We start from the raw sequence: 14,410 nt of genomic DNA, 5'->3' as shown, positions 1-14,410 counted from the left end.
CAATGACGCTGACCTTTACATTGACTGCCGCACTGGCCGTGCTGTCGCTACCTTGGTGGCCAATATTACCGCCAATTTGGGTCTGCATCATGACAGTGATCGTCTTCTTTGTTGGGTGGAAAAGACGTTGGTGGTGGCTTGCTGGAAGCGCGTTAGGACTCACTTGGGCTGTATTGTCCGCAAACTTGTATCAAGCCGACGTGATCCACGTCATTTCACACCAAGAGGATACTACAATCAGTGGGACAGTGGGCACCCTTTTCAGCGCAAAAAAGGGGGCGCAAGCGATTATTTTTGACGTCGATAAAATTAATCACACAAGATTGCCGCCTTTTCGCTCAGCCCGAGTGCGTGTTTATTGGCAATCTCCCCCGTATCCTAAGCAAGGCGAGCGCTGGCAATTGGTGGTAACGTTTAAGCCGCCTTATGGGCGATTAAACGAGGCAGGTTTTGATGCTGAAAAATATTATGTTGCACGGCGAGCACATGCCAAAGCTCGGCTAAAAGAAGCGACGCAATTGACTGAGCAAGTGAGTTGGCGTCAACAACTACTCGATACGCTTAGTCCCGCTTTATCAACACTGTCCTATGGGCCGCATTTATTGGCATTGAGCCTTGGCGAGCGAGGGTGGTTAACCCCAGCGCACTGGGACACGCTGACGCACAGTGGTTTGGCGCATTTGATGGCTATTTCAGGGTTGCATATTGGTTTGGCCTACGGAATAGGGTGGCAAATCGGCCGTTGGGCGCGCGTCTTTCTCCCAGAACGACGCCTGTTTTTATGGTTGCCTTTGTACGTTGCAGTTGGGGTGGCGTCGCTCTATGCGGCATTAGCCGGGTTTGCACTGCCCACTCAACGCGCGCTCATTGCCTTGATGCTGGTGTCGATCAGTAAACGCTTGGGAGCGCGGATTTCGCCGCTAAATCTGTTGCAGTTGACCTTATTATTGGTATTGCTCCGCGACCCTTTCGCCGGTTTCTCAATGAGCTTTTGGCTCTCGTTTGCCGCCGTGGGGGCCTTATGCATGGCGCATTACACGCTTGCTCACACCACCGAGGGTCGAAAACAAACACGGCCTTGGCTTCGTCCTATCAAGCAGCTTATCGGCATACAATTGATTCTATTGGTAGGAATGCTTCCTTTGCAGCTAGGGTTATTTGCAGGGATCAGCGCCGCTGCCACGACCATTAACCTCGTGGCGGTGCCTTGGGTGGGTATGGTGACCGTACCGCTGGTCTTTGTCGGCCTGCTGAGTGAGAGTTTATCACTTTCCCGTGTCGCAGATTGGGTGTGGGACGGGGCAAATGCCAGCCTTCATCCAGTGATGGCACTGGCCGATCAGGCGGCGGACACCTGGTTACCCGCCCCAGTCGCTTCGGCAGGCTGGGCAATATCGGCGATGGTGCTCGCTTGGGGACTCTACGGGTGGCATTGGCATCGTTTAAAGGCGGTGATGCTGGTCCTTGTCGCAGCCGTGGTAGCTTGGCGAGATCCCAAACCGGTCAACTGGCAAATTGATGTGTTGGACGTCGGGCATGGGTTGGCGGTATTGATCAGTAAGAATAACCGCGCGGTGCTCTATGACACGGGCAACCGCTGGCAGGTGGGTGGCATTGCTCAGGCGGTTATCGCGCCGATTCTGACACATCGGCAAATCAAGCAGTTAGATGGCCTCATTCTCAGTCATGGCGACAGTGATCACGATGGTGGCGCGACGTTTATGTCTGAGACCTATTCACCACAGTGGCGCCGCGCCAGTGAGCGTCGGGTTGGGTATCAAGCCTGTGTGGCCGGCGAGCGTTGGCGCTGGCAAGGACTCACCTTTTCGGTACTCTGGCCTCCGGCACAAAAGCGGCGTGCTGATAATGATGATTCCTGTGTGATCCGAGTGTCTGGCGATGGGCGTAGCGTGTTGCTCACTGGCGATATAGAAGCCAGTGGGGAGGCTGATTTGTTGGCGTCTCTGACCGACAAAAAGGCACTTGATAGTGACATCATTTTGGTGCCCCACCATGGTAGTGCGTCTTCGTCTTCCTCCGCGTTTATTCGCGCCGTTGATCCGGTTTGGGGCGTGGCGTCAACCGGGCTTCTCAACCCATGGCAGCTTCCGTCACTAGAGGTGAAATTGGCTTATCAAAACGCCGGTATCACCTGGCTTGATACGGCGGCGAATGGCCAAGTGCGTTGGCAGAGTGTCGGCTCTGGTTGGCAGTTAACACGTTGGCGGCAGGATCGCAGCGATTATTGGTATCGTCAGATGTTTAAACGTCGGCCAGTATATTTGGACGCGGACTTGTAAAAGAGTAGAATGCCCGTCTGTTTAACACATCTAAACGATTTTAATGAGCGAATATCAAGATAAAACGACCTGGCAGACGTTTAAGCAGCTGTGGCCCTACATTGCCAACTATAAAGTAGGGCTCATTGTTGCCATTATCGCCTTGGTGATTAATGCCGCCAGTGACACCCTGATGCTCTCAATGCTGAAGCCGTTGCTTGATCAAGGCTTTACCTATGATGATGTCAAAGGCGATTTCCTCAAATGGATGCCTGTCTATTTGGTCGCACTCATGTTGATACGTGGCTTGTCGAGCTTTGTGTCCGCTTATTGCTTATCTTGGGTGTCGGGTCATGTGGTGATGACCATGCGCCGCCGGATGTTCAATCACTTTATGAAAATGCCCGTCAGCTTTTTTGACCAAGAGTCGTCCGGGGCACTGCTTTCTCGGATTACGTATGACTCAGAACAAGTGGCGTCAGCGACCAGTAGCGCGTTGGTCAGTTTGGTGCGCGAAGGGGCATCCATCATTGGTTTGATGGCGTTGATGTTTTGGTCAAGCTGGCAGCTCTCCGCCATTCTTCTGGTGATTGCGCCGGTGGTCGCGGTTTCTATCCGCATCGTCTCTAAGCGCTTCCGTCGCATTTCTTCCAATATGCAAGATGCAATGGGGTCGGTGACTAGCTCCGCCGAGCAAATGCTCAAAGGGCACAAAGTGGTGCTTAGTTACGGTGGACAAGACGTTGAAAAGACACGTTTTGAGAAAGTCAGTAACCGTATGCGTCAGCAGACCATGAAGCTGGTGTCCGCACAAGCGATTGCCAACCCAGTGATCCAGTTGATTGCATCAATGGCATTGGTGGTGGTGTTGATTTTGGCCAACACAGAGGCGATTCGCTCTGAGCTAACTGCAGGTACCTTTGCGGTGGTGTTTGGTGCCATGTTTGGTCTGATGCGCCCACTTAAATCCTTGACCAACGTGACCTCTCAGTTCCAACGCGGGATGGCGGCTTGCCACAGTTTATTTAACCTGATGGAGCTGGAAACGGAAAAAGACACCGGGACACACGCGGTTGAGAAAGTGAGTGGCGACATTAAGGTTGAGGATGTGGTTTTCACCTATCCCACTCGAGATGCGCCGGCCCTCAACCATGTGAGCTTTGAATTGCCAGCAGGGCAGACGCTGGCCTTGGTTGGGCGTTCAGGGTCAGGAAAAAGCACCATTGCTAACCTGTTAACCCGTTTTTATGAACTAGACAGTGGTGTGATTACGCTCGATGGCGTACCGATTGAGGACTATACCCTAGGTAATTTGCGTCAGCATGTCGCGGTGGTGTCGCAAAACGTTCATCTGTTTAATGACACGGTCGCGAATAACATCGCGTATGCCGCAGAAGACAAGTATAGCCGTGAGCAAGTCGAGCACGCCGCGAAACTTGCCTATGCCGATGATTTTATCCGCGGGCTCGATCATGGCTATGACACCATGATTGGTGAAAACGGCGTCAGCCTGTCTGGCGGACAACGCCAACGTTTAGCCATCGCACGTGCCTTGTTACGTAATGCACCCGTCTTGATCCTGGATGAGGCAACGTCGGCACTGGATACAGAGTCGGAGCGCGCTATTCAGGCGGCGCTGGATGAATTGCAAAAAAACCGTACGGTGTTGGTGATCGCCCATCGCCTGTCGACCATTGAAGATGCTGATCAAATTTTGGTTGTGGATGAAGGTGAGATTGTCGAGCGAGGCAGTCATCAAGCGCTTCTTGAACGTGAGGGGGCCTATGCGCAGCTTCACCGTATTCAGTTTGGTGACTGAGTATGCTAGAGCAACTGTGGTTTGGTCATCAACGCCCGCTATGGTCGGTATTATTAAGACCGTTTAGTGCGTTGTTTGGCATGATAGCGCGCCATCGTCGGCGTCAATATCTGCGCGGCAAAACGCAGCGCTATTCGGCGCCAGTGCCGGTTATCGTGGTGGGGAACATCATGATTGGCGGCAATGGCAAAACCCCGTTTGTGATTTGGTTGGTGGAACAACTAAAAGCGAATGGTTACCGTCCAGGGGTGGTATCACGCGGGTATGGCGGTAAATCTGAGCACTATCCACTCTTACTCAGCCAAACCACGCCACCGCGCACGGCGGGGGATGAGCCGGTTTTGATAGCACGTCGCACCCAAGTTCCTGTCTGTGTCGACCCCAACCGCAGCGAGGCGGTTAAACGTATCCTGCAAGAAGGTGTCGATATCGTGATCACAGATGATGGTCTCCAGCACTACCAGCTTGAAAGAGACATAGAGATCGTGATCATTGATGGCCAGCGCCGGTTTGGTAACGGTCATTATCTACCTTTGGGGCCGTTGCGCGAATCACTCGATAGGCTTGAGAGCGTCGATATGTTGGTCACTAACGGTGGGACACCACAAGGCCAAGAGTGGGAGATGCACCTGGTGCCTGGCTTGGCCGTTAATCTACGTACGGGACAACGCTGTCAAGCCTCAATGCTACCGCAAGTGGTGGCAGTCGCCGGGATTGGCCATCCACCACGCTTTTTTAATACCTTGCAGCAAATGGGCTTGACACCCGTTCACAGCCAGGGAATTAATGATCATCAAACCCTCAACGCCGACGAGCTGGACAGGTTGAGCAAGAAGGGGCAACATTTGCTGATGACAGAAAAAGATGCGGTAAAATACCAAGGGATCGCACAAGATAACTGGTGGTATTTACCGGTAGAGGCACGGCTGCCTGACGAGGTAGCTCAGGCCGTATTCACCAAGATAGAACGTTTGCAAACAAACGCGAATAAAAAATAAAGGAACGCTATGGATCACCGCCTGCTTGAAATTGTGGCCTGCCCATCATGCCAGGGCAAACTCTATTATCAACGCGATAACAATGAGTTAGTTTGTAAGTTTGATCGTGTTGCCTATCCGATCATTGATGGTATTCCCGTGCTGCTTGAATCAGAAGCTCGCGATATGTCATTGGAAGAGGTCCAGGGATGAGCCCGTTTTATGTGGTGATCCCGGCGCGATTTGGTTCGAGCCGCTTGCCGGGTAAACCGTTGGCTGATATTGCTGGCAAGCCGATGATCCAACACGTTTATGAGCGCGCCCAAGCGGCCGGTGCCAGTCAGGTGATTGTTGCAACGGACGATCAACGTATTGAATCGGCGGTACGGGCGTTTGGCGGCGAGGTGTGTTTAACACGTGCCGACCATGAGTCTGGCACTGAGCGCTTAGCCGAAGTGGTTGAACGCTATGGCTTTGCTGAAGATGACATTATCGTTAATGTACAAGGCGATGAGCCGTTGATCCCCTCTGCGGTGATTGGTCAAGTGGCGGAGAACCTCAGTCAGAATGACCAGGCTCCGATGGCCACCTTGGCAGTTGCAATTGATGACAAAGAGCAAGTGTTTAACCCCAACGTGGTCAAGGTAGTGACGGATCATAAAGGGTTTGCCTTGTACTTCAGCCGCGCCACCATCCCTTGGGATCGCACCCATTTCGAGGCTGACTCTCCCGACATCCCACAAGCATTGTTGCGGCACATTGGTATTTATGGCTATCGAGCGGGATTCATTAGCCGTTACATCCACTGGACACCGAGCCCGTTGGAGAAGATTGAATCGTTAGAGCAGCTGCGCGTATTGTGGCATGGTGAGAAAATCCATGTGGCGGTTGCCACACAGACGCCCCCACATGGCGTCGATACCCAAGCAGACTTAGAGGCAGTGCGCGCTTATTTAGCCGCAGATAGCAACGCATAGGCGCGGTTTTACGTCTACTGCGAATGGTAATAACAAAGCCGCGAATCAATCGCGGCTTTTTTGGTGGGTGATGTGCTGTGGGACCTTAATTGGCCGGCTGAGCGATAAAATCACGGAGACGTTGCCACGCTTGTCCCAATCGCTCGTGCCAATAGCGTTCGAACTGCTCGAGGTATTGCGCACGTGGGCCGTATTTTATCCATGGCTGCTTAATTTGCTTTTGCGCCATGAAGTTAGTGGGAGCCGGGATGGGATCGAGTCCAGCGCTTTGAAACTCGTAAACGGCACGATCCATATGTGCCGCGGATGTCACGAGCACTAGGTTACTACTCCCAACCACCGATGCGGCTTGGTAGGCTTCCTCCCACGTATCCTTGGCGGTTTCAAGCAACAGGATACTGTTTTTATTGACACCCAACGCCATTGCGACGCGTGCCAACATACGCGCATGGCTGACTTCATAACCATGGTCATAGCCCGACAAAATTAGCTTGGAGGTGGGGTACATTCGGTGAATACGGATGCCTTCTGCGAGGCGCATTAACGCCGCACGAGAAAGCTCTGAGGTTGGGGGTATGGCGTCATCTACGACATGACTGTTGCCCAGTACCATTACAAAGTCTACCGGCTTTTCCGTGGGGAGAAACGCGGTGTATTGACGCTCAAGTGGACGAAGGAGCCCAGAGGCGACCGGTTGAAACGAAGTGAGAAAAATCCCAGCAAACGCAACGAAGATAACAAAAGATGCCAGCCTTTTACGCTGAGAGAACCAAAGCAGGCATAGCCCGAAAAGACCCAACAATAACAGCGCGGGCAAGGGCATTATCAAGGTTGAGATAAGTTTTTTTAATTCAAACATGCAATGTCGCCCGAAATATAGTCAAACGAGGCACAAATAATGCCATAAACCTTTATTAACGTAAGGCTTGTGACAGAATATGCCTTTCTACCACTCAATGATAACGAATGCCATTGTGACTGAGGATAAAAATTTCGACGACATTGCCCACAAATTTGTTAAAAACATTTATGGATCGGGCAAAGGCGAAATCCGCCAAGCGGTCGTTTGGCAGGACATCGAGCAGATCCTGCACTGTTTTGCGCCTGAGCAGACCCTGCATATTTTAGATGCCGGCGGTGGGGTTGCCCCTATGTCTCGGCACTTGGCGGCGCGCGGTCACAGGGTCACTTTATGTGATCTTTCTTCGCAAATGCTCGACTTAGCCCGTCAGGAGATTGAACAACAGGGCTTACTTGCGCAGTATCAGCTGGTTCATTCGTCGGTGCAGACGATTGGTGACCATTTGAGCGATCCGCCGGATGTGATTTTATTTCATGCGGTACTGGAGTGGACCGCTGAGCCGGAGCAGGTGTTGAAAGACTTGCTTAAGCAACTGCGCCCGGGGGGGATCGCATCGGTGATGTTCTATAACCAAACCGGGTTGCTCTTTAAGAACCTCGTGTGCGGTAACCTCACGCATGTTGAGGAAGGTATGCCGCATCGTAAGCGGTTTAAGCTTCAGCCACCTAAAGGCTTGCAACCAGAGAGCGTGTATCGATGGATGCAAGACAGTGACATTATCCTCAAAGGTAAAACAGGCGTACGCACCTTTCACGATTATATGCGTGATACCAATATTGGTGATTTTACCTTTGAGCAGGTCATGGCGTTGGAGCAACAGCTTTGCCGCCAAGAGCCATTTGTGTCTCTGGGGCGATATATCCATGTATGGGGACAGCACAGTGCCCCAAGCAATCAAGATAAAAACAAGGACAACGGATGAGTGATCAGGCTCAGTCTTCCCAGTCGTGGACAGACGACGCTCAGACAGTACCTGAGTTGGTCAGTTGGGTAAAACAAAGTGACTTAGGGTTAAACCTGCCGCCAGAGCGCTTGGCATTCTTGCTGGCAATGGCGGTGATGAGTCAAGAGCGGTTGGAGGACGAACTGAGCGAGCATGAGCTCGTGGATGTCTTTCGACTGGTCAGTGAGCAGTTTGTTAGCGGTGAAAGTGCCACGCTTGGCAATGTTGCTTTTCGCGCCAACAATGCGATCAACGAAATGGTGCAAGCACGGTTGCTAAGCCGGTTTACCAGTGAAATGACCGATGGTGATAGCATTTACCGCCTCACGCCATTGGCGCTAGGTATTGCGGACTATTACGCCCGTCATCGTGAATACTCAACGCTAAAGCTGTCGGTACAACTGTCTATGGTGGCTGACGAAATCGCTAAGGCGCGCCGTGCGGCGGAAGAAGATGGGGATGCGACCTTTTGGCGTCATAACGTCTATGGTGTGTTGAAGTACTCGGTCGCCGAGATTTTTGACCGCATCGATCTTAATCAGCGCGTGATGGATGAGCAGCAACAACAGGTAAAAGAAGATATTGCTGCGCTCCTCACCCAGGACTGGCAAGCCGCAATCGCTAACTGTGAATACTTGCTCAACGAAACCTCGAGTACTTTGCAAGAGTTACAAGAAACGCTGCAGGCCGCGGGGGATGAGCTTCAGAGTCAGCTGCTTGAGATTCAAGAAGTGGTGCGGGGGCGTGATGATCTTGAGTTCGTCGATCGCATGGTATACAGCTTGCAAATGAAGCTGGATCGTATCGTGAACTGGGGACAGCAAGCGATCGACCTATGGATAGGTTACGACCGCCATGTGCATAAATTTATTCGCACCGCGATTGATATGGATAAAAACCGTGCATTCAGCCAGCGTTTGCGTCAGTCGGTATCGGACTACTTTGACGCGCCATGGTTTTTAACGTATGCCGATGCTGAGCGACTGCGTGATACGCGAGATGAAGCCTTGGTGTTACGTGACGATGAAGTCACCGGAGAGATGCCAGAAGAGGTGGCGTTCGAACAATTAAGTGTGGTTGACGATGGCCTTTCACAGAAAGTGTCACAGATGCTCAACCGCCATCGAGAAACCGGACAAGCGATCGACTTAGGTCGTGTCCTGAAAGATTACTTAGCCGAGCACCCACAAGCTCGCCATTTTGATCTCGCGCGCTTAGTGATTAACCAAGCGGTCCGCATGGGCTACTCCCAATCTGATCTTAACGCGATTCAGCCTGATTGGCAGGCGATTAACGACTTCGGAGCTAAGGTACAAGCGAATGTCATCGATAAATACTGAACAGCCAATGCCAGAAGGGCTGGCCAAAGCCATTGCTAACCCTTTGTTCCCGGCGTTGGACAGTGCACTGCGTGCTGGCCGCCATATTGCCAGCGACGATCTGGATAACCACGCCTTGCTGATGGAATTTGAGCAAGAGCTGAATATTTTTTACCAGCGTTATAACGCTGAATTGGTCCGCGCGCCAGAGGGCTTTTTCTATCTTCGTCCTCGCTCAACCAGTTTAATTAGGCGTAGCGTGCTATCTGAACTGGATATGCTGGTTGGCAAAGTCCTTTGTTTTCTGTACTTAAGCCCAGAGCGCTTGGCCCAAGAGGGGATCTTTACCACCCAAGAGCTTTTTGATGAGCTATTAGCGTTGGCTGACGAGAAGAAACTGATGAAGTTGGTCACGCATCGCGCAACAGGCTCAGATCTTGACCGTGAGAAGCTTTTCGACAAAGTGAAAACCTCGCTGCGACGTTTGCGTCGTCTCGGGATGATCTTACCCATTGGTGAGGGAAGTAAATTCCGTGTCAGTGAAGCAACGTTCCGTTTTGGTGCTGATGTACGAAGCGGTGACGATCCACAAGAAGCCCAATTGCGTCTGATTCGTGACGGGGAAGCCGTGGTGCATAGCCAAGCGCACATTCAATCAAGCTTGCTCGATGAGCACTCGGATGAAGACGCAGACAATGCCGATACAGAGACAACAGAGGAGCCGACAGTATGAGCCAGCGCGGTAAGTATCACTCACTCACCATGGTGAACTGGAACGGCTTTTTTGCACGAACCTTTGATATTGACTCCCTCGTCACCACCTTATCAGGCGGGAACGGCGCGGGTAAGTCGACCACCATGGCGGCGTTTATCACCTCGTTGATCCCTGACCAAACCCTGTTGCATTTCCGTAACACCACAGAGGCAGGCAGCTCAAGTGCTTCTCGTGATAAGGGGTTGCACGGTAAATTGCAGCCAGGTGCCTGCTATGCCGCCTTGGATGTCGTGAATTCACGCCAACAGCGGGTGCTGTTTGGTGTGCGTCTTCAACAAGTGGCAGGGCGTGATAAGAAGGTGGATATCAAGCCGTTCGTTTTACAAGGCTTGCCTTCTTCTGTGGCCCCAACCGATGTGTTGGTCGAGACCTTAAATAACGGTCAAGCGCGTGTACGCCAGCTGAACGAGGTAAAAGAGGCGGCGAGCGCCTATGAAACCGCGCACTTTAAAGCCTTTAACTCGGTCACCGACTATCACGCGCAAATGTTTGAATTTGGCGTGCTACCGAAAAAGCTGCGCACCCAGCAAGATAGAGGCAAGTTTTATCGATTAATTGAAGCGTCACTCTACGGCGGCATTTCTAGCGCAATCACCAAGTCGTTGCGCGAGTATTTGTTGCCACAAAATGGTGGTGTGAAAAAAGCCTTCCAAGATATGGAAGTGGCGCTGAAAGAAAACCGTATGACGCTAGAGGCGATCAAGCTGACGCAACGCGACCGTGACTTGTTTAAGCATTTGATCACCGAAGCGACCCATTATGTGGCCTCGGACTATATGCGCCATGCCAATGAGCGTCGTAGTAAGCTTGAGCAAGCGCTGTCATTGCGGGCGGAGTTGAACGCTGCCCAGCAGACGTTGCAGCAAAAGCAGCAGCATGCGGAAACCATGCGCGCAGAATTAGCCGAGCTAGAAGCGGGACAAGATCACCTCGAACAAGATCACCAAGCGGCGGCTGATCATCTGCAGTTGGTGCAATCGGCGATGCGCCAACAAGAAAAAATTCAGCGTTACGAGGAAGACTTACTCGATCTTTCTGAAAAGCTGGAAGAGCAAGTCATGGTGGTGGAAGAGGCCACAGAGCAGCTTGCTGACGCTGAATTGCGCGCGGCGCAGAGTGAAGAGGAAGTGGATAGTCTGAAGACTCAGCTTGCTGACTACCAACAAGCGCTCAACACGCAACAAACGCGTTCCCTGCAGTACCAACAAGCCGTCAATGCCTTGGAAACCGCGCGTCGCCTGACTGAGGATGAGACCCTCAGTGCAGACGAGGCCACGACACGATTACACGCGTTAAAAGCACAAGAGTCTGAACAAACCGATCGCGTACTGTCACTCAAGCATAAACGCGATCTGGCGTCAGCGACGGCCAATCAATTTGAACAGGGCTTGCGTCTTTTGCACCGTCTTGATCCATCCGTGCACCGTGCTGAGGCTGGCAAGGCCGCCAAGCGTTGGGTTGAACAGGGTAGAGAGCGCCGTTATCTGGCCGATAGCCTGACGCAGCGCCAGTATGAACAGCGCGAATTGAGTCAACGGGCTGAGCAGTATCAGCACGCGAGCCAGTTCGTGTCGGAATATCAGGACCTAACAGGCGAATCGCTGGCTAACAGTGAAGCGGTCGAGCTAGCCGTGGCGCTGCAGCAAGCGCGACGTGAGGCGCTGCAAGAGGAAAAAGACACCCAAGCCGAACAACTGCGTGAGCTCGCGCGGACACAGGACGCGGTGGACGCACAAATCCAAGATCTTGAGCTCAAAGCACCGACTTGGTTTGCGGCCAATGACGCCTTGACCAAACTGGAAAGCCAAACTGAAAAAACCTTGGTGGACAGTCAAGCGGTCATGGAGGCGATGCATGCGACGCATGAGGCGGTACGCACGCGCACGCAGCACCAAGATCTGCTGGGCAAACAAAAAGCAGACATTGAACAAGCGATTGAGCAATTGGCGCAGCCTGGTGGCAGCGACGATGCACAATTGCAAGGTCTCGCCGATACCCTTGGTGGCACCTTACTCTCTGAAATTTATGATGATATTACCCTAGATGACGCCCCTTACTTCAGCGCACTCTATGGCCCGGCACGGCATGCCATCGTGGTGCCCGATCTCAAAGGCGTAAAGGATAAGCTCACGGATTTGGACGCTTGCCCTGATGACTTATACATCATTGAGGGGGATGCCGACGCGTTTGATGATAGCGTGTTTGATGCACAAGAGCTGTCGGGTGCCGTGTGTGTACATCTAAACGATCGGCAAATGCGTTATTCGCGCTTCCCAGCCACGCCACTGTTTGGTCGCGCTGCCCGTGAGCACCGCCTTGAGCAGCTACGTGAACAACGGGAAGCCTTGGTCGAAGAGCACGCCAAAGCGTCCTTTGATGTACAAAAGTGGCAACGCCTGTCACACGCATTTAGCCAATTTATTGCCGAGCATCTCACGGTGGCGTTTGAGCCCGATCCTGAGCAGGCGATCGCCGCTTGCCGCGAAAAACGCGCACAGACTCAGCGGGCGATAACCGATGCCAAGCAAGTGTTGGCACAACACGAGGCGGAGGTGGCGCGCTGTCAGCAAGCGCTACAAATCCTCGATAAGCTTCGCTACTGTGCTGAGGCGCTCACAGAGGATAATCTTGAGGCACGCTTGCAAGCGGCTATGGCGCGCGTAGAGACGGCGAAAGAGGCACAAGGCTTTATCCAGCAACATGGTGAAACCTTAGCGGCATTGGAAACCAGCCTGGCAACACTCGACAGTGACCCTGAGCAATTTGATAAGCTGGAGCAAGCCTACCAAGAGGCGGATAACACCTTGCAGGCGATTAAGCAGCAAGTGTTTGCTGTTGCCGATTTAGCGGAGCGTCGTCCGCATTTTGCCTATCAAGATGCGTCAGACATGCTGACGCAAAGCAGTGAGCTTAATGAACAGCTTAAAGCCAAACTGAAAGATGCCGAGCAGGTGCGCCAACGTGAACGCGAATCGCTCAAGCAAATTCAGTCGCAGACGAGTCAATATCACCAGGTGCTTGCCTCACTCAAAAGTGCCCATCAGTCTAAGCAAGAGACGCTGAACGAGTTTAAGCGAGAGCTCGGTGAGTTAGGTGTGCAAGCGGATGAAGACGCTTTAATGCGCGCACAAAGCCGCCGTGATGCCTTGTACGAGCAAATGCATCAGGCCCGGCAGCGTCACAGTGAACTCTCGCGTGGGATTACGTCACTGGACATGGAAACCAAGTCGCTCACCAAGGAATTGCGTAAACTGCTCAAGCAGTACCAAGCGCTTCGTCAGTTTGTGGTCAACGCCAAAGCGGCTTGGTGCAGTGTCCTGCGTATTGCGCGCGACAACGGGGTGGAAAAACAACTGCATCGTCGAGAAATGGCATACATGTCAGCTGACGAGCTTCGCTCTTTGTCGGATAAATCCTTGGGGGCATTGCGCCTTGCGGTCGCTGACAATGAAACCTTGCGTGATGCCTTGCGTGCGTCGGAGGATGTCGGACGGCCTGAGCGTAAAGTCTTATTCTATGTGGCTGTGTATCAGCATTTGCGCGAGCGTATCCGTCACGACATTATTCGCACCGATGATCCGGTCGAAGCGATTGAGGAAATGGAAGTCGAGCTGGCAAGGCTCACTGAAGAGCTCACGCAGCGTGAACAACGTCTGGCGATCAGCTCCGAGTCAGTAGCCAACATTATTCGCAAGACCATTCAGCGCGAGCAAAACCGGATCCGTATGCTCAACCAAGGGCTACAGAGCGTGGGCTTTGGTCAAGTGCAAGGTGTGCGCCTCAATGTGTCTATCCGTGAAACCCATGCACAGTTGCTGATGGGCTTGGCTGAACATGCTGACCAGCACCAAGATTTATTCGGCAATCCAAATCTCACGTTTTCAGAAGCGATGGCCAAGTTGTTCCAACGTTTGAACCCGCACATTGAAATGGGACAACGTGCCCCGCAGACACTGGGCGAAGAGCTATTGGACTACCGCAACTATCTGGACTTGGGCATTGAAGTCAACCGTGGAACGGATGGTTGGCTGAAAGCGGAATCCGGCGCGTTGTCGACCGGTGAAGCGATTGGTACCGGCCAAGCAATCTTGCTGATGGTGATCCAAAGCTGGGAAGAGGAGTCACGCCGACTGCGTGGCAAAGATGTGATCCCATGTCGCTTACTTTTCCTTGATGAAGCGGCCCGTCTGGATGCCAAATCGATCTCGACCTTGTTTGAGTTGTGTCATCGTTTAGATATGCAGCTGTTGATTGCGGCACCAGAAAACATCAGCCCAGAGCAAGGCACAACGTATAAACTGGTCCGTAAAATCTTCAATGATCGCGAGCACGTCCATGTTGTGGGCTTGCGCGGGTTTGGTGAAGAGAAGCGTCGGGAGCTAGAGCGTGAGCCGGTGATGGAATAATCGTAAGACAAGGCGAAAACAAGGGGGTCGGCCGTGAGGTTGACCCCTTTGGG

10 protein-coding genes are annotated in these 14,410 nt (G+C 52.5%); 9 read left to right on the top strand and 1 reads right to left on the bottom strand.

The features are described from left to right. Positions 1 to 89 precede the first annotated feature (89 nt). From EHW56_RS01885 to kdsB, 5 genes are read left to right on the top strand one after another with little or no spacing between them, the layout of a single operon-like run. On the top strand, positions 90 to 2,300 hold the full coding sequence (locus EHW56_RS01885; protein WP_172969952.1) for a DNA internalization-related competence protein ComEC/Rec2: 2,211 nt from the start codon (positions 90 to 92) through the stop codon (positions 2,298 to 2,300). Between the two features lie 43 nt (positions 2,301 to 2,343). Then, positions 2,344 to 4,098: a lipid A ABC transporter ATP-binding protein/permease MsbA gene (gene msbA / locus EHW56_RS01880; protein WP_152795455.1), complete on the top strand. Its 1,755-nt coding sequence runs from the start codon at positions 2,344 to 2,346 to the stop codon at positions 4,096 to 4,098. 2 nt (positions 4,099 to 4,100) lie between these two features. Next, a complete protein-coding gene (gene lpxK, locus EHW56_RS01875) occupies positions 4,101 to 5,096 on the top strand; it encodes a tetraacyldisaccharide 4'-kinase (RefSeq protein WP_152799065.1) in 996 nt (331 codons plus the stop codon). 9 nt (positions 5,097 to 5,105) lie between these two features. Next, entirely contained in the window at positions 5,106 to 5,288 is a 183-nt protein-coding gene (locus EHW56_RS01870) for a Trm112 family protein (RefSeq protein WP_046073143.1), read from the top strand. After that, on the top strand, positions 5,285 to 6,052 hold the full coding sequence (gene kdsB, locus EHW56_RS01865) for a 3-deoxy-manno-octulosonate cytidylyltransferase (RefSeq protein ID WP_152795451.1): 768 nt from the start codon (positions 5,285 to 5,287) through the stop codon (positions 6,050 to 6,052). Before EHW56_RS01870 ends, kdsB begins: the two co-directional genes overlap by 4 nt. An 85-nt stretch (positions 6,053 to 6,137) precedes the next feature. Here the strand turns inward: kdsB and elyC are convergent, their stop codons facing one another. After that, positions 6,138 to 6,911, bottom strand: a complete 774-nt coding sequence (gene elyC, locus EHW56_RS01860; RefSeq protein WP_046073145.1) for an envelope biogenesis factor ElyC — start codon at positions 6,909 to 6,911, stop codon at positions 6,138 to 6,140. 115 nt (positions 6,912 to 7,026) lie between these two features. Between elyC and cmoM the strand changes: the two genes are divergently transcribed. From cmoM to mukB, 4 genes are read left to right on the top strand one after another with little or no spacing between them, the layout of a single operon-like run. Then, on the top strand, positions 7,027 to 7,836 hold the full coding sequence (cmoM, locus tag EHW56_RS01855) for a tRNA uridine 5-oxyacetic acid(34) methyltransferase CmoM (protein ID WP_172969951.1): 810 nt from the start codon (positions 7,027 to 7,029) through the stop codon (positions 7,834 to 7,836). Then, a complete protein-coding gene (gene mukF, locus EHW56_RS01850; protein ID WP_152799063.1) occupies positions 7,833 to 9,197 on the top strand; it encodes a chromosome partition protein MukF in 1,365 nt (454 codons plus the stop codon). The genes cmoM and mukF overlap by 4 nt, the downstream gene beginning before the upstream one ends. Continuing rightward, positions 9,178 to 9,909 carry a chromosome partition protein MukE gene (gene mukE, locus EHW56_RS01845; RefSeq protein ID WP_046073147.1) on the top strand — a complete coding sequence of 244 codons (732 nt, stop codon included), beginning with the start codon at positions 9,178 to 9,180 and terminating at the stop codon, positions 9,907 to 9,909. The genes mukF and mukE overlap by 20 nt, the downstream gene beginning before the upstream one ends. After that, positions 9,906 to 14,357: a chromosome partition protein MukB gene (mukB, locus tag EHW56_RS01840; protein ID WP_152799060.1), complete on the top strand. Its 4,452-nt coding sequence runs from the start codon at positions 9,906 to 9,908 to the stop codon at positions 14,355 to 14,357. The genes mukE and mukB overlap by 4 nt, the downstream gene beginning before the upstream one ends. The last annotated feature ends 53 nt before the right edge of the window (positions 14,358 to 14,410 follow it).

The sequence above is a fragment of the Salinivibrio sp. VGrn1 genome, assembly GCF_009377995.1.
GTDB classification, from domain to species: Bacteria; Pseudomonadota; Gammaproteobacteria; order Enterobacterales; family Vibrionaceae; genus Salinivibrio; species Salinivibrio siamensis.
Note: the sequence above shows the minus strand (reverse complement) of the source record. Positions and strands in the feature narration are given on the sequence as shown.